Source organism: Oligella ureolytica DSM 18253 (assembly GCF_000373745.1).
Classification (GTDB): Bacteria; Pseudomonadota; Gammaproteobacteria; order Burkholderiales; family Burkholderiaceae_B; genus Oligella; species Oligella ureolytica.
Genome location: NZ_KB892283.1, coordinates 1 through 24,139 on the forward strand (window position 1 = coordinate 1; position 24,139 = coordinate 24,139).

Below are 24,139 nucleotides of genomic sequence, written 5' to 3' on the forward strand. Positions count from 1 at the left end.
AGAGGCTATGCCATTGACCCAATAGGACTGCCTTAAACATGGCGAGCACGGGATAACTCGGACGACCTTGTTGAGTCGTCAATCGACGCTGCTTTTGTGAATTGAGGTAGCATTCAATCGGTCGCCAATCAATCACTTGATCTAACTTAAGTAACGGAAAACGATCAAGGTGTTTGGCAATACGGGCTTTGGCGGTTTGTTGAAAGAAACTACTCATAGGACTAAAGTAAGAATGCAAGAAAACAAGCTATATTTTAGGAAATTTGAGGGGTTATTGCAAAGGTCTCACCTTAAGCAAATGTATGCCGAGTTAAGCTTAACGTCTCAGCTACAGGAAGAAATTATAAAAAAGCTATAGTGCCTGTAGCAACACGTAAGCAATGGGCTAGTGAACTACAGGCAGAATACCGAGTAAGTATCGTCATCAGCTGTCAGGTAGTAGGTATCAGTCGGACGGCGTATTACTTTCGTAAACGGTTAGTAGACGATAGCAAGGTGATTCACGAGCTACAAGATCTTGTTGAACATTATCCTCGTTGGGGATTTCTTAAGTATTTTATGCAACTAAGGAAGTTAGGTTATCGTTGGAGTCATAAGCGTGTCCAACGTGTGTATAGCGCCTTAAAGCTTCAGTTGAGAAGTAAGGAAAATTTCGTACCTTCAACGTGATTGATGATTTTAACCGTGAGGTACTGGGTATTGAGGTGGCTACTAGTATCATCTTTATTAGTGCTGCTAAATGCCAGGTAGCTAGTAAGTCATTGCGCCTTAATGAGTTCTACTTGTCTTATTTCATCCAATGTTCTACAGCCTGTTAGTGCCATTGTTACCTCAAGTTCAGTTCTTAATATATGTAAAACATGGGCTACGCCGCTTGCACCGGCTGCTGCCATAGCCCAGATATAGGGACGACCGATTAAAACAGCACTTGCACCAAGAGCAAGGGCGGTAAAAATATCAGAGCCACGACGAATGCCACCGTCAACCAGTATGGGAATATGACCGTCGATACTATCGCAAATTCGACCCAAAATGCTGGCAGTTGCTGGTAGAGTGTCTAGGGTACGTCCCCCGTGATTGGAGACTACAATGCCTGCGGCACCTATCTGAACCGCTTTAAGAGCGTCTGAGGGGTTTAGGATTCCTTTTAAAATGACCGGTAGGGGGCTGTGTTGAATAAACTGTTCTACTAAATCCCAAGTGGGTGCATTGGTTAAAAAACCGCTGCCAAATAATGGGCTTTCGCCTGCCGATCCAACTGTTAGAGGGGCTGATTTAAAGTTCTTTAATAGTACGGCTTCTACGCCACTTGGTACTGAAAAACCGACACGTTGTTCACGATTACGCACACCATTAACCGGTGCATCGATGGTCAAAACAATGGCTTCAACTCCTAGTTTGGCAGCTTCAGCTAAAAGCTTCTGTGAGGCGATTTGATCCGGTTGCCAGTACCATTGCAACCATTTTGTGCCAGGTATCTGCTCACAAAGTAGTGTCAGTGAGGTCGAGCTCTGCATGCTGATAATATAAGGTGTCTGCATTGCAGCAGCAGCCAGAGCAGAGATAAACTCACCGTCAGGGTGAAGCATTTTTTGATAGGCAACGGGTGCTAATAAAATCGGAAAATCATGGCGTTGTCCGAGAAGCGTGTAGTGAGTGTGTGCCTCTTCAAAATCCTTTAACATACTGGGTAACACTTGATATTGTTGCCAAGCTGTCTGGTTTCTAGCTAATAATTTCTCATCAGCCACGCCACCTGAAAAATAAGCCCAAACTTCCGGGCTAATACGTTCTTTTGCGTAGGGAATATAGTCATCCGCTGCGACAATGCTAGCAGGGATTTCGTTTAAAGGTGCTAATGACATTTTAGACTTCTGCCCATTCACGAATTAGGTTGTGATAAATACCACTGAGTGCAGTGGCTTCGCTTAAGCCATCATCTTGCATTGATAAGCGTTGGATACTCTGATCTAATTGCCATAAAAGACGGCGACGATGGGCATGTCGGATCATGCTTTGAGTCCAAAAAAATGAGGCAAATCTAATACCCTGTGTAACCGGCTCTACGCGGTGTAAGCTGTCGCCCGGATAAACCACCATATCACCTGCTTTTAGCTTCACTGAGTGTGTACCGTAAGTGTCTTCAATGATTAGCTCACCGCCTTCATACTCCTCGGGTTCACTAAAGAAAATGGTGCTAGACACATCGGTACGCATGATGCCTTGCGTATCCGGAAGATTGAAAATGGAGTTATCAATGTGATTGCCATAGCTGCCGCTGTCTTCGTAGCGATTAAAGCGTGGAGGAAGGATTTTTGCGGGTAGTGCTGCGGCAATAAAACCGGGATCGGCTCTTAAGACTTGTTTAAGAAAGTTTCCTAATTCCAGTGCTAACGGGGATTGCGGGCTTAGCTGTAAATTTTCTTTAACTTCCTGTGCTAGATAGCCAGCTGTTTTTTTACCGTCTTCCCATTCAGCTGTTTCCAGTTTCTGACGAATAATTTTTATTTCTTCAGGCTTAAGTACCTGTTCCAATATAATGATCATTATCACTCCGTGCTAGTTCTATTGGTAGTTCGACATTTATTTTAGTTTAGCGTTTATACTCAAAAAACTGAGGTTATTTTATTGAAAAACCCCGATGTGGGTTGATTATAATCAAAACATCGGGGTTTTTAAGTGTCGCTTTAGAGACTAGTCTTTGGGTGGATTAGTACCTAAAGTTAGCATTTAAAGTAGCAGAGCGACCATAGCCTACGTTAGCGAATAAGCCCACGTGAGAGGCGTCATAGCTACGAGCGTCAGTGATGTTATTAACGTTAAGTTGTAGGTCAACATGTTTGTTGATGTCCCAACGTACCATGGCATCCCAAATCAGATGTGATGGTAGCTGTAGGGTATTGGCATCATTCACCATGCGCTTACCGACATAGGTTAAACCGGTACCGACGGTCCAATCAGGAAGTACTCTATAAGTAGTCCATACGTTGGCACTGTGTTTAGCGACAAACTTAGTTTGATTGCCATCAAATACGTTAAAAGTTCCGTCTCTATTCTGGCTTTGATACTTAAGAACCTTAGGATCTAGGTAGGTATAGCCTGCCCAAATATCCCATTGATCAGTTAGAGAACCAGCAGCAGAAAGCTCAAGACCCCTTACGCGGTTTTTACCGATATTTTGTACTGAGCCATCAATATCACTTGAACGGGCATTACTCTTGCGAGTTTCAAAGATAGAAGCGTTGAGACTTAAGCGCTCATTGAGAACTTCCCATTTGGTTCCTAGCTCAATACTGCGCGCGCGTTCCGGATCCAGGTCGCGAATGGCAGCAGAGCCAGCTGGGCCGTCAGCACCACCCGCTTGACCTAGGTTTTCACCTGCCGGGTTCGCAGAAGTAGAATAAGATAGGTAAATAGAACCGTTATGAGTGGGTTTGAAAATTACAGCACCTTGCCAACTCCAAATGTTTTGTGTTGATTCTTTTGAACCGTCACTTACCTTAAAGTTATCAAAACGCACTCCCGCATTAATTAACCAACTTGGCGTAAGTTCAATGGTGTCAAATACGTATAAAGATTTGGTTTTAATGTCGCCCGCTTTGCTTCTGGCGCCAAAGGTTTTGTTAAGAGCACCCCAGTTCTGGTGAGGATTAGGGTGCCAGAAGTAGTCTGTGCTTGAACCTACCCCAACACCTGTTGTACTTCGGTTATAGATATCCTCTTTAGAAAACTCCATACCTGCGCTGATGTTGTGCTTAATAGAGCCTGTATTGAAAGAGCCATAAATATCAGTTTGGTTAACAATGGACTCAGCCATACGCCAGCGAGCTCTATCAGCTCGAGTAAACATGAGGTCCCCATCTAAGGTGTAGCATGATAAAGCCGGTGTATTTCTTCTACTTGGGGTGCAATTATCAAATGATGGGCGAGTAAAGACATATCTGTTAAGGCTTTTACCATAGCGAGTGATGTTACGGATGGTAAAGTTTTCATTGAGATCGTGCTCGATTTCAGCAGTTGCTGTATCAAAGATATTGTCTCGGAAGTCCACGCCCGCTCGGCCATAGTAATGATTACGATCCGGTTTTAGTGGCTCTGTGATATCAGGCCTGGATTGATTTTGAAACGGTATACCCATGTCAGGCGTGTCGTTGTTTTCGATATGAGAATAGCTTAAGGTCACGCGTGTCGGTGTACCTAGGCCAAAAGCCAATGAAGGAGCAAGACCCCAACGATCAAATTCGACTTCCGCACGACCCGGTACATTACCACCCATGCGCATGGCATTTAAACGGAAAGCCGCACTATCAGTAAGTGCTACGTTACCGTCAAAGGTGAAACGATGCTGGCCGCGATTACCATAAGAGGCTGAACCGCGGAAAAAGTTATCTAATTGAGGTTTTTTGGTAACCATATTGACGCTACCACCGGTACCACCACGGCCTGTATAGGCTGAGCTAGGACCTTTAATAACTTCAACGGATTCAAGGTTAAAAATCTCATGTGAACCACGAGCATAATCGCGGACACCATCGATAAAGATATCCGTGCTGGCTTCATAACCGCGGATAATCGGTCTGTCTCCCACAGGAGTGCCACCCTCACCTGAGCCTAAAGTGACTCCCGGTGTGGTTCTTAGGACATCTTTAAATGAAGTCAGACCACGATCTTTCATAAGCTTCTCGCTAACTACATTAACAGTGCGTGGTGTGTCAAGTAGTGGGGCAGTCATTTTCGGTGACTGCGCACGAGTAGGCTGGTAACCGGGGATGGTTACCTCTAACCCGATAGCTGGTAGTTGCTGTACCTCTTCCTGTTCTTGTGCAACTGCAATACTAGCACCTAATGAGGCTGATATTGTTGAAAACAAGACAGTCTGAGTAACGGGTTTAGAGAGTCTGTTCCTTTTAGACATGCGTCTTTCCTTGTTATAATAAATAATAATTAAGCGTAAGGTCTGTAATAGTTTTAATTTTAAAACCCACCAAGAATAGTAATGGTTATCATTACAACAGTCAAGACGATTAGGGTTGTATGTAATAAGTTGTGAGTTAATTACAACAAAGTGTATCTCATATCACAAAAGTCGTTTAACACAACCACAAGCTAATAGTCCTGACGGACAAATACCGTTCACTTGAGTTTTATCATCGGTGAGAGTCTTTTATAAATATTTGCTATGTGGTGAGGGTTAACTGGTGCTTTTAATAAATTGGCATAGTTTTTTATAATTTTTTTGAGCTGTGTCGAACATTGAATATTACTAATAGACAGAGTGGAATAATCACTATGCCCACCACCTGTTGAGTCTAACGGTGCTAATGAGTTACAACACATACCCATGGAAGAAGTGCCGGATGATAGTGAGCACTCTTTTAGGTTAGGCGCTCAGTAGACGGTAGATACGCCGCCTCGTACAGTCCAAGAGTCAAGTTGGGTGGCAAACCATATAAGCGTGTGGGCTTACATAGAAATCATAACCGTCGAATTTGTCACTACGGGTATCTAAGATTAAGTTGAGGTCATGTCATTTGGTCGGTCAGGTCGTAGATGAGTGGGTAAGTTTGTTTAGTAAAAAGCATTGACGGCAAAATTTGGGGCATACTATCTTAAGTTTTATTAAAAAGCTGATAAAAAAATAATTAATCATCTCGGGTGAACGTGTTGTTTGTCCATTTAGCGCTTCTAGGCAACTATGTCCAATCATCGTCCTTTTGTCGGTATTATCGTTTTAATTCTTTCCACGTGGGCACTTTCGTCTTTAGATGCGGGTGGCAAGTGGTTGATGCAGTTTGGTTTATCGTTGGCGGCTCTCTCATGGGTACGCTATTTAATTCACGCGGTGTTGGTGTTGGCGTTTACTTTACCTACCCGTGGCCCGGCAATTTTTAAATCCAAGCAGATGAAGTTCCAGGTGTTGCGAGGGGCGCTTGTCTTATCGGCAACGATGACATTTTTCTCAGCGCTAAGCTATTTACCGCAAGCAGAGGCCACTGCCATTAATTTTCTAGCGCCATTATTGGTGCTGTGTTTGGCGCCATTTTTCTTAAAAGAGCCGTCGCGTATTCATCGATGGATCGCTGCTTTTTGTGGGTTTATAGGGGTCTTTGTCATTGTGCGACCGGATTCCGGTTTGCATCCTTTGGGGGTGATGTTTGGCTTGATGACCGCAACTATTTTCTCTTTGCAGTTTATGGTGACGCGTAAATTGGCAGAAGATGATTCCATGACCACCTTGCTTTGGACTGGCCTTGTTGGCATGGCACTGAGTAGCGTGTTGGTGTTTTTCTCTCTGGAAAATTTAGCACATATTGTGACTACCTATGATTGGCTAGATTGGGCAGTACTTGCCTCAACAGGTGTTTTTGGTACTCTAGGTCATTGGTTGCAAATCAAGGCCTATCAAAATGCACCCGCTTCATTATTAGCACCTTTTGTGTATTTGCAGATTGTTGCCGCGACGGTGTTAGGCTGGATCATCTGGCGTCAGTTTCCGGATGCGTTGAGCTGGTTGGGAATCGCTATCGTGTGTGGTAGTGGTGTCGTTGTATCTATTATTGAGTGGCGTGATAATCAGGCGGTCAAGCGCATGATACGGCAGTCTTTGTCTAATTAATTACGAACAAGGTCAATATGGCGGTAACTTGCCGGTGCTAGTCAGCTTTTTAAGCGGCTATCAGTACATTACGCAAAAATCTGGCTGCTGTCGCTATTTCACCACTGCAAAGTCCGATAGGACCGATTTGATTAAGAGCGAGTAAATCGGCTGCTGCACCATGGAGCCAAACGGCACCGGCGACGGCTTCATCAGCCGCTATGCCTTGTGCTAATAGGCTGCTAATCATGCCGCTTAAGACATCACCGCTGCCGGCTGTCGCTAGGCCGGGGTTGCCGCTTTGGTTGATGATTAGCGCTTCATCGGGGGCGGCGATGATGCTTTGGTGGCCTTTTAATACCACTCGACTAAAGTATTTTTCGGCGAGTTCCAGCGCCGCTTCTTCTCTATTAGCTTGTATTTCATCGGTGCTGCAAGCTAATAAACGGGCGGCTTCTGCCGGGTGAGGAGTAAGAATAGCTGGGATTAGTCTTGCGCTTAAGTGCTCTGATAATTCAGGGTAGAGACTCAGTAGGTTCAGGGCATCAGCATCAAGTAGCAAAGGTTGGTGTTTTGCTACTTGCAGCAGCGTAACTAATACGTCATAGGCTGCTTGATCCGTGCCCATCCCGCACCCTACTGCCCAGTGTGTGATGTCCTTGCGTTTAAGTAGAACATCAGCAGTTGCCAGCATCAGCTCCGGTCTTTCGCTAATAAAAGGTAGGGGAAGTTTGTCTTGGCAAAAGCCGAGCCATAACTTACCGCAGCCATTAACCAGGGCAGCTGTGCCGGCCAGCACAATAGCGCCGCTCATGCCTTCGGTACTGCCGATAATGCCGACCGTACCGAAGCTGCCCTTATGGCTGTCTAGGGTCCGCTCAAGTAGGAGCCCGGGGAAGTTCTGATGACAATGGGTAAGCCATTCTTCAAGTAAGTTGTCACTTAGTTCATAGATTGTCATCAATTAACTCCTTGGCTATATACCTGATGTCTTATGCCGGCTTGACACCGGGACCTTCTAAACGGCTACGTCCGCCACTCATCGGAATAACTTGGATTTGTGTGCTGATTCTTTCTTTTAAGGCGGCGACATGAGAAATAATACCGATGGTTTTTCCGCTTTGCTGTAAATTGGACAAAGAACTTAAGGCAATATCCAGACTATCCTCATCCAAGGTACCAAAGCCCTCATCTAAAAATAAGGATTGCAGCTGCATACTACCCGATACCATCTGCGATAAGCCGAGTGCCAGCGCTAAGCTGACAATAAAGCTTTCGCCACCTGAGAGGTTTTTGATTGAGCGGATTTCATCACCTTGGTAATGATCTTCTACCGTAAGCTCCAACTTGCTATCAAGACGATTGTCAATGCACAGGGAGTAACGGTCGCTCATTTGATTTAACTGTAAATTGGCATAATGAAGGACCAATTCAAAGGTCAGGTTTTGAGCGAAATTGCGATACTTTTTACCATCTGCTGAGCCGATCAGCTCATGTAACATGCGCCAACGGTTAGTCTCTTTTTCTTGAGCCTCGATGAGTTTATTTTGTTCGGCCACTCGTGAGACGGCGTCCAGATGCATAGACAGCCTTTCCTGGTCTCTACCTTTGACAGCGTTTAGTTTTGCTTTTTGAGCTTCAAGCGACTCGTGTTCTAAGCGATAAATATTTAAGGCTTTGTGCTGCTCAGGTTGTTGCTCAGCTAAGAACTGTAAATTAGCCTCAACTTGCTGTAGCTGCTCTTTTAACGTGCTTTTGCGTTCGGCTAATAAGCGCTGCTGTTGGTCTAAATGGAGGCGCTGCTCCTCATTCATGCAGGCAGCTAAGAAGCTTTCTTCATTATCAAATTGCTGCTTCTCCAGTTGCTTGTTAAATTGAGGTTCCAGTAAATGCAGTCGCTCTTTAAGTGTCTCAATCGCTTCTTGAAGGCTTTTGATTTGTTGCTTCAGACGAATAAAAATAGCATCAGCTTCTTGTTGTTCTGTGCTTTTTTCGTCCAACTGCGCTTCAATGCGCTTAAGTTCAAGCCTGAGCTGCTCTTCCGCTTTATTTGGATCCTTATCACCAAAAAGTGCTTGCCTTGTATCTCTTGATACATTCAAGGCGTGTTGCTTGTTGCTCTTGCTTTCTTGGAGTGCTTTGGTGTCCGCTTCATATGCCTTGATCTGTTCGCTAAGGTAGGCGATATTGACTTTGACTCGCTCAAAGGTTGTGCTTGTGTTGTTACTCCAATGCAGTGCATTATTTCTGACCGTCAGCTCTTTTTCGTGTCGTTTAATTTGCTCTTGGAGGCGTTGGATTTGAGTTTTGAACGCAGCAGGCGAAATTTGTTGCTGATTGAGTGCGTTTTTTAAATCAGCGGTGTTTTGGATGGCTAAGCTCGAGCCGAAGGTGTTGATTAACAGTTCATGCTTGACTTCGATATTGCTTAATAGCTTGGCGAGATCAGCGGCATCTTCGCTTAGTTGCTGTTCAACTGCCTTGGCACCAGCATCAAGATGAGCGATTTGTCGCGCATTATCATTAAGCATCATTAGCACGGCTCTTTCGGTTTTTTTGCTTTCTTCTAAGTCACGCTCAGAGATTTTAGGCACGCTTAGCTCACCCTTGATTAATGGGTGTTCTAAGGCACCGCACAGAGGGCAGGGGCTACCGTCGGCTAAGTCATGGCGATGCTCTTCCAGTGATTTAATGGTGACGGCCAATTTGTACTCGGCTTCATGCTGGGCTACTTTGGCTTCATGAAGTTTATGCTCTTGCTCTAATCTTGTGCGTTGTGCGATGCGTTGGTTGATTTCATCATAAAACTGCTTAATAGACGCGCGATGCTTGCCTAACTTCGCATTTTTGTCGTAGTAGCGTTGTGTTTCATCACGAATTGCCTCTAAATTACGTAAGTCATCTTTTAAACCATCAATCAGATGATTCAGCTTAGTAATTTCCGTGTTGTCTTTTAGGAGTATAAAGAGCTTTTCAATGGCCTCTGCTGTTGAGCATTGTGCGAGTGAGCTCAGGTTTAAATCACCCAAGGAATAGCCCTGCTCAAGAATACGCTGACAAAGCTGCTTAATCAGCGTCGTGATTTGCTCATAATGGGTATGATGGTTTTCAAGTTCAGTCGTACTGTTATTTAGGCGGGTGGCGATAAGCGCTAGGCGTGCTTGCTCTTCATCGAGCAACTTTTTCTCTTGCGCAATAAGACTGTCCAGTTCGCGCACCTTATTAAAGGTGACTCTTTGCTCCTCAAGAAATTGAGCGGTACTGCTTTTTTGATGTCTGATTTCAATTAATTGCTTTTCTCTAAGCTCGCGAGCGTGTGCAATGTCGTCTAATTGAGGGCTTAGTTTTGTTAACGATTGTTGGTTGTGTTTAAGGCTGTCACGTAAGCCGTTAATCTCGGTGTGGGTTTTGATGAGCGGCAATGTTTTATTGGCTAGTGCAAGTGTGTGTGCTTGAGGGGAAAAGTCTTGCTCCGCCTGTAGGCATTGTGCCAATTGATCGTTGAGGTTTTGTTGAGACCTCTGATTTTGTAGTGATTCTTCCCACCATTTAATACCTGCAGCAGCATGTTTTTGCTGCTCATTAACGTGGCTGAGTTGTTGCTCAAGATTGGCTAGTGAGTTCTGTAATGCGTCGACTTCGTCCGTTTTTAATAAGCTGATGCTATTGACGCCGATAGCCAGTTCAGTGAGCTTTTTCTCTTCCTCATTTTTTATTTGATGCACTTTAATCGAGATGTCGCTATAAATCTCAGTGCCGGTAATTTGCTCAAGAATGGGTGAACGTTCTTCTTCTTTAGCATTTAAGAAGTCAGCAAAACGGCCCTGAGCTAGCAGAACAGTACGGGTAAAGCGTTGAAAATCCAGCCCACTGATTTGAGTGATTAATTGAGACACCTCATTAATTCGGCTGGAAAGTAATTTCCCCGAAATCATATCAAATAATTCACGCTTAACCGGCTGCAATTTGCCGTCAGGTCGATTATGCGCTTTGCGTTGACTCCAGTGCGCGTTATAGGTGCCACTGGCGGTTTGAAACTCAAGTTCAGCAAAACACTCTGCGTGCTGTTTAGAGATAATCTCGTTTTGTGATTGAGAAATGGTCTCTAATCTTGGTGTACAGCCAAAAAGTGCCAAGCAAATGGCGTCTAAGAGGGTGGTTTTGCCGGCACCGGTCGGTCCGGATATGGCGAAAATACCGTTTTGTTCATACTCCGGATGAGTAAAGTCAATTAGCCATTCCCCTTCAAGAGAGTTCAGGTTTTTAAAACGTAAGGCGAGTAATTTCATACTGTTTCTGTGGTGCTTTCTTGTTCTTGATGCAGTCTAAAAATAGTTTCCTGGTAGGTTTTTATCAATTCGCTTTGTTGCTCTTCGGGAATGTTTTGACGTTCGAGTAGTCGTTTAAACACTTCCTCAACGCTAAGCTCGTTGAGTGTTTCAAGTGACTCCTCGCTCTGTAGACGCTGGTTGCGACGTTGATGATTAATGAGTTTTAATATCTCAACCTCTGAGTTTTTGATGCATTCCTGCAGCAAAGAACGTAAATTTGGTTGCAGCTCCTCACTGTCATAGGTGACTTCTAACCAAATGGGTTCGTTTAGGGCTTTGAGCGCTTCTAATTGAGAGAGTAAAGACGTTAAATTACCGGAAATTTTATCCAGACGTTGGAAACTGGGCACTTCAAGCTCATTAATGTCAGCCTCATGGTGCTCATTGAAGTCGATGATTAATACTTTTTTGGAACGTCCGGCTTCAGCAAAACACATAGCCAACGGGCTGCCACTATAGCGAATATGGTTGAAACCACCCACTTTTTGATGTTGGTGGATATGACCCAAGGCGACATAATTAAAGTCCGTGCTGAATAGATCGGTTTTTAACTGTCCCAGGGTGCCCACATATAAGTCGCGCACTCCGTCACCGTCGTTAGTCAGGCCGCCAGTCATAAATAGGTGACCCGTAGCCACTATCGGTACATTGTGTTGAGTCGCTAATTGTTTGGCGTACTCGGCTACCGCTTGATAGTGCTGATGATGGGCTTCGATAATGCGTTGATCTTTATCTTCTAAGCTCTCCAGAGGTATATAGCGACGAATATCTCTATCACTTAGAAAGGGTACCGCACAGACAATCAGCTTCACCTGATTTTGCTCATCTTTGAGAACAAGAACTTCGTCTTTGAGGTCTTCACAGGCCTGACCTACCACATGGATATCAAGACTTTTTAAAATAGCTCCGGGAGCGTTTAAAAAATTGGGTGAATCGTGATTGCCGCCGATCACGACAATGTGCTGACAAGACGCTTTTGTCGCGGCTTTTGCTAAAAAATTATAGTATTGGTCCTGAGCGGTCACGCTGGGTGTGGTTGTATCAAAAATATCACCGGCGATAATCAACACGTTAATTTTTTGCTCGTCGATACACTGCAGCATCCAGTCAAGAAATTGAGTAAATTCCGGATACCGTCTTTTTCCTAATAAGGAACGACCTAAGTGCCAGTCAGAGGTGTGTAAAATTCGCATGTCGTACTAAGATAGTTGAGGTAGTAAAGCTGAATGGTGGATTCAATTAATAGTAAAGCAAATTATCTAAAGTGAGCGCTAAACGGTTATTATTTATCAAATTGCGCCTTAATAATTGAATGGAGGGTTGAGCGTGACCGAATCAAATGCTGATAAGCATAGAGAATTGGCAGAAAAGTTGTCTATATTACATCAACAGAAGACCATGATGATAGCGAGCCTTAATGAAGATGGGTCGCCTTTAATCAGCTATGCTCCTTTCGTTGAAAAAGAGGCTGCTTTTTATATTTTCATTAGCGATTTGGCAGAGCATACGCCAAACCTGATTGAGCGTCCAAAGGCGTCAATTATGCTGGTGGCAGATGAGTCGACGACGTCTAACCCCTTTGTTAGGGCGCGTGTGCGCTATGAGGTCGCGTGTACGGTGATTGAGCGTCAAGAGACACTGTTTGACGAAGTGCTTAATGACCTGGAGCAGCGACAAGGCAAAATGGTCACATTACTGAAAAGCTTGGGAGATTTTCGTCTGCTTTGTCTTAAGCCCCTCACAGGGAGTTTGGTGGTGGGTGCCGGCGCGGCTTATCGCTTTAAGCCGACGGTCCATGACTTTACACAGGTGACCGGTCGATAATCAGATAAAATAGCAGCTAAAGGAGATGTTAATGAAAAAAGTTGTGTTTTTACCCTTAGTGGCGTTGACGCTGAGTGCTTGTGTGCAACTGCCGGTTTATCCGCCCATGACAGAAACTGAAATGAGCGAGGTCAATTGCCGTGCCCTCTGGAAAGACGCCGAAAGGCTAAATCGTGTCATTTATAATGTTCGAGCTAAGTACCCTCATTCAACACCGGCTGGCCGTGATGCTGAGGTGATGGATGCGGCTCAAACGCGTTTGAATCAAGTACAAGAGTTGAGTGTGCAAAATATGTGCACTTATGGGTAGTTAAGTAAGTTTTAAGATTTTTTTGGTTTAATTGATGCTTAAATTTAAATTGGTTGCTGTGTTTGCCACAGCATTTACGTTGGCCGCATGCACAACTCAAGCCGGTCATGATCCTGAGGGCGATGGTTGTGCAGTTTCTAATCAGCGTATTATTCAAAGCGATGCACAGGTAGGTGCAGGCTCCGGTAATTTCTTAAATCGTCACCGGGTGGGCAAACAGGCAGACTATGAGCGCGAGCGCGCCCGTCGCCTGGGTTGTGGGCAGTTCTAGTTCGACCGGTGCCGGTCAGCGAGAACTTGCTCAACACCTTTGTTAGCAAGTTGATCTGCGCGTTCATTGCCGGCATCGCCACTATGGCCTTTGACCCAAAACCATTGGATTTGATGGCGATTCGTTTGTTCAAGCAGTTGTAGCCACAAGTCTTTGTTTTTTACCGGCTGGTTGGCTGAGTTTTTCCAATTCTTTTTGATCCAACCGCTTATCCACTCTGTCAGACCTTTTTTGACATATTGTGAGTCGACGTACAGTTCGATTGGCCAAGACTCTTTAAAAAATTCCAAAGCCTTGATAACCGCCATCATTTCCATGCGATTGTTGGTGGTTTCAAGCTCACCTCCAAAGAGCTCATGCTCCCGATTAGCAAGCTTTTTGTCTTTGTACTTCATGTAGACACCCCAGCCGCCGGGGCCGGGATTGCCTTTACAGGCACCATCAGTCCAAATTTGTACTATGGCTTTGTTTGACATCGTGTCCTCTAATTCATTTTGTTTTTTGTGACAACCGTAGCAGGTCTAAAGGCGTTTGTTTTCTTTTTTCTCGTGACCGGACCAACGAAGCTCGGGTTGATATGGCGCTTGATCGCCGAAAGGTAAAATATAGCACCGGCAAAAGGCCACCAACGGTTACCTGCTTTGTTCATAAAGGAGAATTGAGCCAATCTCTTTTGATTCATAAAGGCAGGCTCATAGCAAGCGAGTTGACCACGATCAATTTCAAAGGACAGTAATTGTAGCCAATCTTTGGTTTTTTGTAGCGAAATTTGCTTTTTATTGGGAATGGGGAGGTAAGGAAAGCGCGAAAGCTTGTTGCGTAATCCCCAGAGACTATAAGGATTGAGACCGAAAATGAGTAGTCTGCCCTCGTGAACTAAGATGCGATCAACTTCACGCAATATGTGGTGAGGGTTATCGTGCCAATCAAGCGTAAAAGGTAAGATAACTAAGTCAACTGACTCGTTGTCATAGTTAAGGTATTGAGAGGTGAATTGCTGCTCTTTAGCAAAAGGTTGGGGAATATCGCTTTCATCGTGATAGAGCTCCTCCAGCTCTTTTTGAAAGGGTAGGTCGCTTCTTTGCTCAGGCGCCGTATCAGCATCTGTGGCAAGATCCCTAGTGCCAATGTGTACTAAGTCATCTTGAGTTAGAATGACTTTGTTCCGAATTCGGTTGTTGCGTAATAAGTCGCATGACGCTAAGCCAAGTTGCAGGGCAGTATAGCCAAACACATTGACTAATAAGTCATCTGCTCTTGCTTGCATCCAGTTGCAGGCCAGCTCACCCATGGGGGTTGTCAGCCACTCGTCCGGAGATATTTGGCGCTGTGTGTGTTTTTGCTTGCTCGTCATCAAATTGAAATTCTTAGGAGAAATGTATGAATACCGAAATTTATCCAATATCCGCGTTTAATGATAATTATATATGGATTGTTCAACAGGGGACTAATGCCGTTGTTGTTGATCCGGGTCAAGCGGCTCCTGTCATCAGTGATTTAGAATCAAAAAACTTAAATTTAAAAGGCATCTTAATCACGCATCATCATGACGATCACACGGGTGGTGTGCAGGAGTTGGTAGCGCGTTATGACGTTCCTGTGTATGGTCCGGCGTTTGAAACAAGACCGATTCCCTGTTTGAACGAGGGGCTGACAGAGGGGGATAGTGTTCGCATTGAGGGTATCGATGCTGAGTTTCAGGTATTGGAAGTGCCGGGGCACACGATGGGTCATATTGCCTACACTACCCTCATTAGTAGCGATCAGCCCGTTTTGTTTTGTGGTGATACCTTATTTTCCTGCGGTTGTGGTCGTATATTTGAAGGAGATTCTAGGTTAATGCTGCAAAGTGTTGATAAATTAGGAGAAATGCCGCACAATACTCTTGTGTGTTGTGCTCATGAATATACCTTAAGCAATATTGATTGGGCGCTGGCAGTAGAACCTGATAATAGCGAGCTACAAAAATGGTCACATCGAGCGCGCGATTTGAGGGCACAAAATTTACCAACTTTACCGACGACGATGGCGCAAGAGCAGGCAACTAATCCTTTTTTGCGTGTGCGGGAGCCGTCAGTAATTAAAGCAGCACAGTCTTATGCAGGGACTGAGTTAGGTGAAGATGCCGCGGTTTTTGCCGCATTAAGGGAATGGAAAAATAACGCTTAGTATAAATATTGTTACCAAGGTAATATAGCATCGCTTTTTGCCTTATAATGCTAAACAATTTTTCCTTTCATCTCTTGAATCAATTTAAAAGCAAGGCCTTATGATTACGAGATTTTTTGTTTGCGCTTTATTAGCGACGACTGCGATTATCAGCGGCTGCTCTTCAACGGGCGGACAGCTCAAAAATAATAGCGCTGCAATCTCCAAGCAGTACAATAATGTCTGGGACCGTATCCGCGACGGTTACGCCATGCCTGATTTAAGAGATAGTCGCGTTGACTATTGGGTTGACTACTATGCTAAGCGCCCGGGTTCGGTGCAGACCATGGCCAATCGTTCCAGCAAATATATATACTACGTAACAACTGAGCTGCAAAAACGCGGTATGCCGACAGAGTTGGCTTTGTTGCCATTTGTTGAGAGCGCATACAATACCACGGCCTTATCACGTGTCAAGGCATCGGGACTCTGGCAGTTTATGCCGGCGACCGGTACGGATTTCAATTTGACTCAAAACTGGTGGCGCGATGAGCGACGTGACCCGGTCAGTTCAACACAAGCTGCGATTAATTACTTAGCTTATCTATATAATTTCCAAGACAATGACTGGCATTTGGCACTGGCTTCTTATAATTGGGGGCAGGGTTCAGTTAAGCGTGCTCGTGAGCGCAATCTTAGGCAGGGTCTAGGGACTGATTACCTATCGTTGAAGATGCCGACAGAAACGCGTGATTATGTACCCAAGCTGTTAGCCTTTAAGCGTATCATCAGCAATCCAAGCAAGTATGGTATTAGTTTACCTAATGTCCCGGATCAGCCGTATTTTGAAGAGGTTGCCAAAACAGTCGATATTGATGTGGATGTTGCTGCTAAGTTAGCAGGCATGTCTTTAACTGAGTTTAAAGAGATGAATCCACAGTTTCATCGCCCGGTGATTTTAGCTGAGCACCGACAGCGCATCCTTATTCCCAAAGCCAATGTCAATACCTACAAGAAAAATCTTGCCAGCTACAAGGGTAATTTAGCCTCTTACTCGGGCTATACGCCTAACTCAGGCGAGTCTTTAGCGAGCATCGCTCAGCGACATGGTGTCGATTTAGCTTTACTTAAGCAGCTAAATGGCTATAGCGGTAGCCAAAGTGTCGCCATTAGCGGCAGAACACTTATGTTGCCGCGCGGTAATGGTATTTCACCAAGCGCTTCGCCATCAGGGATTAGAGCGACTCCGCCTGCACCTATCCGACCTCAAGCGGTGCCTGAAGCAGCACCCGGTCCTGATATGATGTTGGCATTAATTGAGCGTACCCAGGCAAATCAGGCGGCACCTGCGCTAGCACAAAATCGTATAGCAGCGTCAGCTCCGGTGCCTGCCGCACGCCCAGCGTCGGCGCCTACAACCTCTCAAGCACCTGCATTGGCTAGCAATACGCCAAGAGCAGCGGCTGTTTCGGATCCTTTGGCTGATTTGATTCGTGCTGATGGTTCAGTGGGAACCGCAGTCCCTAGTTTGGCATCCGCTAGCGTCAGTGCCTCGAGCGCCGTTGCTGAACCGACCAGCGCGATGGTGGCAGCCAATAGCCAACCAACAGCGTCCTTACCTAATGTCGGTGGTAGTCGTTCACTCGCAAGCAATGTACAAACAAGTGGTGCAGTCGTTCAACGTGTCAGTTGGGAAGATAGCTCGAGTGCCGCTACCGTAGGAGCTCGCCCGGCCAGTTATCAGCCACAGGCAGCCACGGCTAGCGCTTCATCAGGCGCGTATCGCAATCCGGCGACGCACCGAGTCGCCAAGGGTGAAACACTCTATACGCTGGCACGTCGTTATAATACAAACGTTAGCGATCTGGCTGCCTTAAATCATATCGAAGTCAATGGGTTACAAGCCGGAATGGTGTTAAGATTGCCACACTCAGGCGCTGAAGGATAATCTCAGTCAGACGAGTAGTTGATATTGCCTAAGCCGCTAAGTTGGTTTAGGCATTCCTTGTTTATAAAAAGAAGTTATAATTAATCATTTTAAATTAAGTTGTTACGGAAAAATTCATGGGTATTTTAGCGAATAAACGAATTGTATTGACCGGTTTGATTTCAAATCGTTCTATAGCCTACGGGATCGCCAAAGCTTGTCATGAGCAGGGCGCTGAATTGGCCTTTACTTACGCCGGCGAACGCTTTGAAGATCGTGTCAAAGAATTCGCTGAAGAGTTTGGTACTAATATTGTTGTTCCCTGTGATGTGTCCTCTGACGACAGCATCGAAAACTGCGTCAAGCAGATTGGTGAGCACTGGGGTGATGGTGTTGACGCCGTAGTCCACTCGATTGGTTTTGCACCACGTGATTCAATTGCCGGCAACTTCCTCGATGGCTATAATCGCGAAAACTTCCGCCAGGCGCATGACGTCTCAGCATACAGCTTTGCTGCCATGGCTAAAGAGTTTTTACCTTTGGTTGAAAAGCGCCAAGGTAACTTCTTAACTCTAACTTACTTAGGTGCAGAGCGAGCGATTACCCATTACAATATGATGGGCTTGGCTAAGGCATCACTTGAGGCAAGCGTACGCTACTTGGCCAAAGCGGTTGGCGACAAAGGTATCCGTGTTAATGGTATCTCTGCCGGGCCGATCAAGACACTTGCCGCTGCAGGTATCAAGGACTTTAATTACATTTTTAATTTTGTTGCAGAGCATGCGCCACTTAAGCGCGGTGTAGATATTGACGATGTCGGTAAGTCTGCTGCCTTCTTATTGTCCGATCTGGCGTCAGGTATTACCGGCGAGATCCTACACGTTGATGCAGGTTTCAATGCTGTCGTGTCAGGTCTATAGTTGTTAAGTGTTAATTGATAAAAGCCTAGGTTGATTTTGTCACTTAGGCTTTTTTATTTGAAGGTATAGTATTTCAAAGATGCGTCAAATTGTTTTAGATACGGAAACTACGGGTATAGATGCTAAAAATGGCGATCGTATTATCGAAATTGGTTGCGTTGAATTAGTTAATCGTCAGCCTACAGGCAATAATTTACATATTTACATTAACCCTGAAAGAGAGTCAGATCCCGGGGCGTTAGCAGTTCACGGATTAACTACTGAGTTCTTAAGCCAGTATAATACCTTCGATCAGCATGCTCAGGAAATTGCTGATTATCTGGCCGATGCAGAGCTGCTTATTCATAACGCGCCCTTTGACGTGGGTTTCCTAAATGCTGAGTTTGCGCGCTACAACATGGCTCCGGTTCAGGAGATCGCCGGCAAGGTTACCGATACCTTGGCATTAGCCCGTTCAAAGTTTCCCGGTCAGCGTAATAGCTTAGATGCACTCTGTGACCGACTAAAAATCTCTAATGAGCACCGTGTCTTACACGGCGCCTTACTGGATGCTGAGCTTCTGGCCGAAGTCTGGCTTGCCATGACGCGAGAGCAGTTTGGCTTATTAGACGCTTTTCAAAATGAAGATCAAGCGTCTGTCTCTCAGTCAGACACAGCGGCGGCCGGCTTTATCAATGCCTTAAATTTGCCGGTGATTCAGGCAGATGCAGAAGAGCTTAAAGAGCATCAGGTCTATGTTGAGGTGTTGGACAAAGCAATTGGTGAGCAGTCGCTTTGGCATCGATTCAAGTAATTATCGTATAAATTATGTATGTATTGGGTGACAGCCTGTATACTTTTTCTTGTTTAAAAGCAAATTAATTTAATAATAAAGCAAATAAGCATGGAAATAGCGAATTAGTTATTTATTTAATTGCTTAGATGTTTATAATAGGGATAAGGCACAGTTTTTATGAGTTATCTATCATGAGTGAAGTATCATTTACACAGCTTAATGACGAGTATGCGGTTACCCCTCAGCTTAGACTGGAGGATGTACAGGCAGTTAGCCAAGCCGGTTTTCGCACCTTGTTGATTAATCGTCCTGATGGTGAGGGCGGGCCACAGCAGCCCACCTCGGCAGAGATGATTGCAGCAGCCGAAAGTTTAGGAATCAAGGCCGTTTATTTACCCATTATTAGTGGTGGACCGACTGAGGCTGAGGTTGAGGAGTTCTCAGTCATCATTGAAGAGTTGCCTAAGCCTGTCTTAGCCTACTGTCGTAGTGGTAATCGTAGCGCAACTATTTATGCCATAGCGGCAGCGAGAGAATCTTAACAAGGAGATAATTATGTATAAGAAAATTTTATTACCGATCGACGGTTCTGATATTTCAGTACAAACTGCAAATTCGGGTATTTCATTTGCTCGTCAAATTGGTGCGGAGATTGTAGTTCTTAACGTCACCCAGCCTTTTTCAACCCTAGTCGGTTTTGATGGTGTGGCTGCGTCTTATGCTATCTCTGATACAGACTATGAGGAAGCTGCTCGCAGAGAAGCCGAAGAGTACTTGAAGCCGGTGATGGACCGCGCAGAAACCGCCGGTGTCAAGGCAAATTCTGTCATCGTGTCTAATTACAATGTGGCCGATGGTGTCGTTGAAGCAGCTAAGGACCATGGTTGTGATTTAATTTATATCGCCACTCACGGTCGCAGCGGCTTGTCCCGTTTGCTGTTAGGTAGTGTGACTTCTAAAGTCATTCAACTAGCACCCGTATCAGTGCTCGTATACCGCTTAGAAGGCGATAAGAGCTAGTTGTCAGTTTGACTTTCTTCATTTAGATAAGCACATAAGCACATAAGCCCATGAGTTTTCATGGGCTTTTTTCTTGCCTGCGTCTGTGTGTCATCTACGATAGTGTTGCTTGACCTAAGCTAACGTTGAGGTTTTTAGTTTCAGCTATGATAATTAATTAAGTGTTATTTATAAAAAGGAGAAATTAATAATGCGTTTGGATTGGTTGGAAGATTACATTGCTTTAGCAAAAACCGGTAGCTTCAGTCTTGCTGCACAGAGCCGTTTTGTGACTCATCCTGCTTTTGGACGCCGTATCAAGGCAGTAGAAGAGTGGGTTGGTACACCTTTAATTATTCGTAGTCAGCCTATCAAACTTACGCAGGCGGGTATGGTGTTTTTAGAGGCTGCGCTGCAAGTTGTCGAGTGCCTTCGCTCGGTCAAGGTTCAGTTAAGTGATGACTATCAGGATAACGAAGAGAGTCTGCGTATCACGACGGGACGTGCGTTGGCGAGTTTGTTTTTCCCGCAGTGGTACAAAGACATTGTGGATGATTTGGGATTTTTTCATGCGCACATCTCAACGAGTGGTGCTGAAGGCTCGATCTATAAGCTCATTTCCAGAGAATCTGATTTACTCATTGCATATAAAACACCCTTGACTGAGCTCCTTATTGATGAGCAGGATTTTGACTCTATCGTGGTCGGACACGAGCCAATTGTTCCGGTGAGTGCGGTAGGGGCTTCAGGGGCTCCCTTATTTAATTTAGATCTAAAGTCAAGCGGCGCTATTCCGTGGTTAAGTTTTAGTCAAGCTCTTTCACTTCGCGCAATACTGGTTAGACACTTACAGGAATTAGATTGTTTGCGTCATTTTAAGAGCGTATTTGAAGCCGATACTTACGACACGATACTGGAAATGGTCAAAAAAGGGGTAGGTATTGCCTGGTTACCTTACTCGGTGATTAAAAAAGATATTCAAAGTCAAAAAGTTAAAATTATCGGTGAAAAGCGCTTTCAATTTCAAACAGATATCCTACTCTATAAGCACAAAGACATGCTGCATCCCTACTTAGAGCGTATTTGGCAGCGCAATACCTCCCTTTCTTTGTCCTAAACTTCCCCATTAAGCAAATAGCACAAGATTGTGTCTAAATAGCAATTATTAAAATTTAGCGATTGCTAAGATGGTCTCCTCAATAATGATAATGAGGAGACTACGATGAGTGATGCCACAATCACCATTCTATTTTTACTATTTGCGATTATATTTTTTGTTTCAGAAATTATTCCACTAGCGGTCACAGCAATGCTGTTGAGCGTGGGGCTTGCTCTTACCGGCGTGCTCCCGGCCAAAGATGCGTTTGCAGGTTTTGTGGATTCCAACGTGTTGCTCTTTATGGCGATGTTCATCATAGGGGCGGCTATTTTTGAAACCGGCATGGCAAAACGCATAGGGGGGCATGTGACCCGTTTTGCTAAAACCGAGTCACACTTAATTATTGCTCTGATGGTGATTACCGGGCTAATGTCGGGTTTGTTATCAAACACAGGGACAGCAGCTGTTTTGATCCCGATGGTGTTAGGTATTGCACAGAAAACCGGCTTTAATAAAAAGAGACTTTTGCTGCCTTTAGTGATTGCAGCTGCCATGGGCGGTAATCTCAGTCTGATTGGTGCGCCGGGCAATCTGATCGCTCAAGCAGGTTTACAACAAATGGGCTTGTCCTTTGGTTTCTTTGAGTTTGCCAAAGTGGGATTGCCTATTTTGGGTGTTGGGATTTTGTACTTCGTATTTTTTGGCCAAAAACTTTTACCCAACACGACGTCTGAGGATGTTGCCAAAGGCGATTCAATCAACTTTTTTGATCAAGAGCAAGACGAATCCTGTGAGTCACGCTGGAAGCAAAACGTAGCATTTATTGTGCTTGTGCTCACGGTATTGGCCATGGTGTTTGAGAAGAAATTAGGTGTACCTCTCTTTGTCAGTGCTTGGGCTGGCGCCTTGATTTTAATCGTTAGCGGCGTGATCAGCGAAAACTCGGCGATGCGTTCGATTGATATGAAAACCATCATGCTGTTTGTGGGTTCATTGTCACTTGCGGTCGCGCTCAATAAGTCCGGTGCCGGAGAAATCATTGCAGGCGGCATGATTAATCTGATGGGGTCCGATCCTTCGCCTTTTGTCGTCTTATTGGTCGTGTTCCTGGTTGCCGTTGTTTTGACTAATTTTATGTCTAACACAGCCACGACGGCATTGCTGGTACCTATTTGTTTAGCCATTGCCGAACAGCTACAGGCTGATCCTAAAGCCGTTTTAATGGCGACTGTGGTTGGCGGATCGTTGGCTTATGCAACACCGATTGGGATGCCTGCCAACACAATGATCTATGGCATTGGTAACTATCGCTTTATGGACTACGTAAAAGTCGGTTTACCACTCATTGTATTAGCGATGGTTGTGGCGCTCGTACTACTACCTATTATTTTCCCTTTTTTCCCTAACCATTAATTGATAGAGGGCTCGACATGAGTAAAGAAGATCAAATTCAAACCATGCATGACACGATGAGTAAGTTTATTTCTCTCGTAAGTTATAAATTACCGGATGATGTGACGGCTAAATTATCTGATTTAAAAGCACAAGAAGAATATCCTCTGGCTAAAGTGATTTACGCCACCATGGAGCGTAATCAGGAGTTGGCAGAGGATCTGAAGCGACCGAGTTGCCAAGACACCGGTGTCATGCAGTTTTTTGTGAGTTGCGGTGGGAATTTTCCACTGATAGGCCAAGTGGACAAGATTCTAAAACAAGCGGTTATCAAAGCCACTGTCGATACGCCATTACGCCATAACTCCGTGGAAACCTTTGATGAATACAACACAGGGCTAAATGTGGGTGATGGTACCCCATCTATTTTCTGGGAAATTAAAGAAGATAGTGATGACTGTGAAATTTACACCTACATGGCAGGAGGCGGTTGTACCTTGCCCGGTCAAGCCACTGTTTTGATGCCTGGCGAGGGCTATGAAGGGGTCGTACGTTTTGTGCTTGATCGTATGACGAGTTATGGCCTCAATGCTTGTCCGCCATTATTAGTAGGAATAGGTGTGGCGACTTCTGTTGAAACGGCGGCTTTATTATCCAAAAAAGCCTTGATGCGTCCTGTCGGTAGTCGTAACCCTAATGAACGCGCTTCACGATTAGAGGAGTTATTAGAAGAAGGTATGAACCAACTCGGTATTGGTCCTCAGGGATTGTCAGGCAGCAAAACCGTGATGGGCGTAAATATTGAAAACTCAGCACGCCACCCGTCAACGATCGGCGTTGCTTTAAATACAGGTTGTTGGTCACATCGCCGCGGCAAAATTGTATTTGACCGTGACCTTAACTACACCACACCATCACATCAAGGAGCGCAGCTATGACTAAACACATTTTAATGACACCCATTAAAGATGAAGATATTAATGCTTTAAAGGTGGGTGACATTGTTTATCTCACCGGTATTATGGTGACCTGTAGAGACGTGGCGCATCGCCGTTTAATTGAGCATGGACGTGAATTACCGGTGAATCTGGAGGGCGGTGCCATCTTACATGCGGGTCCGATTGTTAAACAAATGGACGATCAACACTATGAAATGATCTCTATTGGGCCGACCACTAGTATGCGCATGGAAAAATTCGAAAAAGAGTTTATTGCGCAGACGGGTGTCAAGCTGATCATTGGTAAAGGTGGCATGGGGGCGCAAACCCAAGCAGCCTGTAAAGAGCATAAAGCGCTGCACTTGGTGTACCCCGCGGGTAATGCAGTTTTTGCAGCCACTAAAGTCAAAAGAATTGTTGATGCCCAGTGGACTGACTTAGGAATGCCGGAAACGCTCTGGGTATGTGAGGTAGAAGAATTTGGGCCGCTCATCGTATCGATTGATACGGAAGGCCGTAATGTGTTTGAAGAAAATAAAATACGTTACAACGCCCGTAAAGAAGAAGTCTATCAAAACATTATCAAAGAAGTCGGCTTTATTAAATAGTC

At 44.9% G+C, this 24,139-nt stretch carries 24 protein-coding genes; 15 read left to right on the forward strand and 9 right to left on the reverse strand.

Features of this window, described 5'->3' with window-relative positions:
- The coding region (locus B092_RS0102015; RefSeq protein WP_018573577.1) for a transposase at positions 1 to 217 on the reverse strand (217 nt) is incomplete at its 3' end.
- Positions 218 to 357: 140 nt separating this feature from the next.
- Between B092_RS0102015 and B092_RS13485 the strand changes: the two genes are divergently transcribed.
- Entirely contained in the window at positions 358 to 669 is a 312-nt protein-coding gene (locus B092_RS13485; RefSeq protein WP_018573579.1) for an IS3 family transposase, read from the forward strand.
- 89 nt (positions 670 to 758) lie between these two features.
- Here B092_RS13485 and B092_RS0102030 read toward each other — a convergent pair whose 3' ends face one another.
- From B092_RS0102030 to B092_RS0102040, 3 genes are all read right to left on the reverse strand, one after another.
- Positions 759 to 1,865 (reverse strand): alpha-hydroxy acid oxidase, encoded by a 1,107-nt coding sequence (locus B092_RS0102030; RefSeq protein WP_018573580.1) that lies wholly within the window; start codon positions 1,863 to 1,865, stop codon positions 759 to 761.
- Between the two features lies 1 nt (position 1,866).
- Positions 1,867 to 2,547 carry a Fe2+-dependent dioxygenase gene (locus B092_RS0102035; protein ID WP_018573581.1) on the reverse strand — a complete coding sequence of 227 codons (681 nt, stop codon included), beginning with the start codon at positions 2,545 to 2,547 and terminating at the stop codon, positions 1,867 to 1,869.
- A gap of 163 nt (positions 2,548 to 2,710) precedes the next feature.
- Positions 2,711 to 4,915 (reverse strand): TonB-dependent receptor, encoded by a 2,205-nt coding sequence (locus tag B092_RS0102040; RefSeq protein WP_018573582.1) that lies wholly within the window; start codon positions 4,913 to 4,915, stop codon positions 2,711 to 2,713.
- A gap of 780 nt (positions 4,916 to 5,695) precedes the next feature.
- On the opposite strand from B092_RS0102040, the gene B092_RS0102045 reads away from it, so the two are divergent.
- A complete protein-coding gene (locus tag B092_RS0102045; RefSeq protein ID WP_018573583.1) occupies positions 5,696 to 6,616 on the forward strand; it encodes a DMT family transporter in 921 nt (306 codons plus the stop codon).
- Positions 6,617 to 6,665: 49 nt separating this feature from the next.
- Here the strand turns inward: B092_RS0102045 and B092_RS0102050 are convergent, their stop codons facing one another.
- Genes B092_RS0102050 through B092_RS0102060 form a run of 3 tightly spaced genes read right to left on the reverse strand, consistent with a single transcriptional unit; the run spans position 6,666 to position 12,119 of the window.
- Positions 6,666 to 7,556, reverse strand: coding sequence for an NAD(P)H-hydrate dehydratase (locus tag B092_RS0102050; protein WP_018573584.1), 891 nt, complete (start codon positions 7,554 to 7,556; stop codon positions 6,666 to 6,668).
- Between the two features lie 31 nt (positions 7,557 to 7,587).
- Complete coding sequence (locus tag B092_RS14625; RefSeq protein ID WP_018573585.1) at positions 7,588 to 10,884, reverse strand: AAA family ATPase; 3,297 nt, start codon at positions 10,882 to 10,884, stop codon at positions 7,588 to 7,590.
- Entirely contained in the window at positions 10,881 to 12,119 is a 1,239-nt protein-coding gene (locus B092_RS0102060; RefSeq protein WP_026253542.1) for an exonuclease SbcCD subunit D C-terminal domain-containing protein, read from the reverse strand. The genes B092_RS14625 and B092_RS0102060 overlap by 4 nt, the downstream gene beginning before the upstream one ends.
- Before the next feature lie 133 nt (positions 12,120 to 12,252).
- On the opposite strand from B092_RS0102060, the gene B092_RS0102065 reads away from it, so the two are divergent.
- The 3 genes from B092_RS0102065 to B092_RS0102075 are packed head-to-tail and all read left to right on the forward strand — an operon-like array spanning position 12,253 to position 13,331.
- Positions 12,253 to 12,750 (forward strand): HugZ family pyridoxamine 5'-phosphate oxidase, encoded by a 498-nt coding sequence (locus tag B092_RS0102065; RefSeq protein ID WP_018573587.1) that lies wholly within the window; start codon positions 12,253 to 12,255, stop codon positions 12,748 to 12,750.
- Between the two features lie 31 nt (positions 12,751 to 12,781).
- Entirely contained in the window at positions 12,782 to 13,060 is a 279-nt protein-coding gene (locus tag B092_RS0102070; RefSeq protein ID WP_018573588.1) for a hypothetical protein, read from the forward strand.
- A 34-nt stretch (positions 13,061 to 13,094) separates the two neighbouring features.
- The gene (locus B092_RS0102075) at positions 13,095 to 13,331 is read left to right on the forward strand and encodes a hypothetical protein (protein WP_018573589.1); all 237 of its coding nucleotides are present in this window, start codon (positions 13,095 to 13,097) and stop codon (positions 13,329 to 13,331) included.
- Here the strand turns inward: B092_RS0102075 and rnhA are convergent.
- Entirely contained in the window at positions 13,328 to 13,807 is a 480-nt protein-coding gene (gene rnhA / locus B092_RS0102080; protein WP_018573590.1) for a ribonuclease HI, read from the reverse strand. The genes B092_RS0102075 and rnhA overlap by 4 nt on opposite strands.
- Before the next feature lie 8 nt (positions 13,808 to 13,815).
- On the reverse strand, positions 13,816 to 14,685 hold the full coding sequence (locus tag B092_RS0102085) for a class I SAM-dependent methyltransferase (RefSeq protein WP_018573591.1): 870 nt from the start codon (positions 14,683 to 14,685) through the stop codon (positions 13,816 to 13,818).
- A 26-nt stretch (positions 14,686 to 14,711) separates the two neighbouring features.
- Between B092_RS0102085 and gloB the strand changes: the two genes are divergently transcribed.
- The 10 genes from gloB to ttdB all read left to right on the forward strand — a co-directional run bounded on the left by gloB (position 14,712) and on the right by ttdB (position 24,137).
- Positions 14,712 to 15,500, forward strand: coding sequence for a hydroxyacylglutathione hydrolase (gene gloB / locus B092_RS0102090; protein WP_018573592.1), 789 nt, complete (start codon positions 14,712 to 14,714; stop codon positions 15,498 to 15,500).
- Positions 15,501 to 15,600: 100 nt separating this feature from the next.
- Positions 15,601 to 17,427 carry a lytic transglycosylase gene (locus tag B092_RS0102095; protein ID WP_018573593.1) on the forward strand — a complete coding sequence of 609 codons (1,827 nt, stop codon included), beginning with the start codon at positions 15,601 to 15,603 and terminating at the stop codon, positions 17,425 to 17,427.
- Positions 17,428 to 17,543: 116 nt separating this feature from the next.
- The gene (locus tag B092_RS0102100) at positions 17,544 to 18,326 is read left to right on the forward strand and encodes an enoyl-ACP reductase FabI (RefSeq protein WP_018573594.1); all 783 of its coding nucleotides are present in this window, start codon (positions 17,544 to 17,546) and stop codon (positions 18,324 to 18,326) included.
- A gap of 79 nt (positions 18,327 to 18,405) precedes the next feature.
- On the forward strand, positions 18,406 to 19,119 hold the full coding sequence (gene dnaQ, locus B092_RS0102105) for a DNA polymerase III subunit epsilon (protein ID WP_018573595.1): 714 nt from the start codon (positions 18,406 to 18,408) through the stop codon (positions 19,117 to 19,119).
- 173 nt (positions 19,120 to 19,292) lie between these two features.
- Positions 19,293 to 19,643, forward strand: a complete 351-nt coding sequence (locus B092_RS0102110) for a protein tyrosine phosphatase family protein (protein WP_018573596.1) — start codon at positions 19,293 to 19,295, stop codon at positions 19,641 to 19,643.
- Positions 19,644 to 19,656: 13 nt separating this feature from the next.
- Positions 19,657 to 20,121, forward strand: coding sequence for a universal stress protein (locus tag B092_RS0102115; protein WP_018573597.1), 465 nt, complete (start codon positions 19,657 to 19,659; stop codon positions 20,119 to 20,121).
- A 190-nt stretch (positions 20,122 to 20,311) separates the two neighbouring features.
- Positions 20,312 to 21,217, forward strand: coding sequence for a LysR family transcriptional regulator (locus tag B092_RS0102120; protein WP_018573598.1), 906 nt, complete (start codon positions 20,312 to 20,314; stop codon positions 21,215 to 21,217).
- Positions 21,218 to 21,322: 105 nt separating this feature from the next.
- Entirely contained in the window at positions 21,323 to 22,612 is a 1,290-nt protein-coding gene (locus B092_RS0102125; RefSeq protein ID WP_018573599.1) for an SLC13 family permease, read from the forward strand.
- A gap of 17 nt (positions 22,613 to 22,629) precedes the next feature.
- Positions 22,630 to 23,529, forward strand: a complete 900-nt coding sequence (gene ttdA, locus B092_RS0102130; RefSeq protein WP_018573600.1) for a L(+)-tartrate dehydratase subunit alpha — start codon at positions 22,630 to 22,632, stop codon at positions 23,527 to 23,529.
- The gene (ttdB, locus tag B092_RS0102135) at positions 23,526 to 24,137 is read left to right on the forward strand and encodes a L(+)-tartrate dehydratase subunit beta (RefSeq protein ID WP_018573601.1); all 612 of its coding nucleotides are present in this window, start codon (positions 23,526 to 23,528) and stop codon (positions 24,135 to 24,137) included. Before ttdA ends, ttdB begins: the two co-directional genes overlap by 4 nt.
- Positions 24,138 to 24,139 lie beyond the last annotated feature (2 nt).

Excerpts from the sequence above, each read along its gene's own strand:
- B092_RS0102050 (WP_018573584.1), bottom strand. The coding sequence starts at position 7,556 with ATGACAATCTATGAACTAAGTGACAACTTACTTGAAGAATGGCTTACC.
- ttdB (WP_018573601.1), top strand. The coding sequence starts at position 23,526 with ATGACTAAACACATTTTAATGACACCCATTAAAGATGAAGATATTAAT.
- B092_RS0102035 (WP_018573581.1), bottom strand. The coding sequence starts at position 2,547 with ATGATCATTATATTGGAACAGGTACTTAAGCCTGAAGAAATAAAAATT.
- B092_RS0102100 (WP_018573594.1), top strand. The coding sequence starts at position 17,544 with ATGGGTATTTTAGCGAATAAACGAATTGTATTGACCGGTTTGATTTCA.
- B092_RS0102120 (WP_018573598.1), top strand. The coding sequence starts at position 20,312 with ATGCGTTTGGATTGGTTGGAAGATTACATTGCTTTAGCAAAAACCGGT.
- gloB (WP_018573592.1), top strand. The coding sequence starts at position 14,712 with ATGAATACCGAAATTTATCCAATATCCGCGTTTAATGATAATTATATA.
- B092_RS0102040 (WP_018573582.1), bottom strand. The coding sequence starts at position 4,915 with ATGTCTAAAAGGAACAGACTCTCTAAACCCGTTACTCAGACTGTCTTG.
- B092_RS0102030 (WP_018573580.1), bottom strand. The coding sequence starts at position 1,865 with ATGTCATTAGCACCTTTAAACGAAATCCCTGCTAGCATTGTCGCAGCG.
- B092_RS0102110 (WP_018573596.1), top strand. The coding sequence starts at position 19,293 with ATGAGTGAAGTATCATTTACACAGCTTAATGACGAGTATGCGGTTACC.
- dnaQ (WP_018573595.1), top strand. The coding sequence starts at position 18,406 with ATGCGTCAAATTGTTTTAGATACGGAAACTACGGGTATAGATGCTAAA.
- rnhA (WP_018573590.1), bottom strand. The coding sequence starts at position 13,807 with ATGTCAAACAAAGCCATAGTACAAATTTGGACTGATGGTGCCTGTAAA.
- ttdA (WP_018573600.1), top strand. The coding sequence starts at position 22,630 with ATGAGTAAAGAAGATCAAATTCAAACCATGCATGACACGATGAGTAAG.
- B092_RS0102115 (WP_018573597.1), top strand. The coding sequence starts at position 19,657 with ATGTATAAGAAAATTTTATTACCGATCGACGGTTCTGATATTTCAGTA.
- B092_RS14625 (WP_018573585.1), bottom strand. The coding sequence starts at position 10,884 with ATGAAATTACTCGCCTTACGTTTTAAAAACCTGAACTCTCTTGAAGGG.
- B092_RS0102085 (WP_018573591.1), bottom strand. The coding sequence starts at position 14,685 with ATGACGAGCAAGCAAAAACACACACAGCGCCAAATATCTCCGGACGAG.
- B092_RS0102070 (WP_018573588.1), top strand. The coding sequence starts at position 12,782 with ATGAAAAAAGTTGTGTTTTTACCCTTAGTGGCGTTGACGCTGAGTGCT.
- B092_RS0102060 (WP_026253542.1), bottom strand. The coding sequence starts at position 12,119 with ATGCGAATTTTACACACCTCTGACTGGCACTTAGGTCGTTCCTTATTA.
- B092_RS0102125 (WP_018573599.1), top strand. The coding sequence starts at position 21,323 with ATGAGTGATGCCACAATCACCATTCTATTTTTACTATTTGCGATTATA.
- B092_RS0102095 (WP_018573593.1), top strand. The coding sequence starts at position 15,601 with ATGATTACGAGATTTTTTGTTTGCGCTTTATTAGCGACGACTGCGATT.
- B092_RS0102045 (WP_018573583.1), top strand. The coding sequence starts at position 5,696 with ATGTCCAATCATCGTCCTTTTGTCGGTATTATCGTTTTAATTCTTTCC.
- B092_RS0102075 (WP_018573589.1), top strand. The coding sequence starts at position 13,095 with ATGCTTAAATTTAAATTGGTTGCTGTGTTTGCCACAGCATTTACGTTG.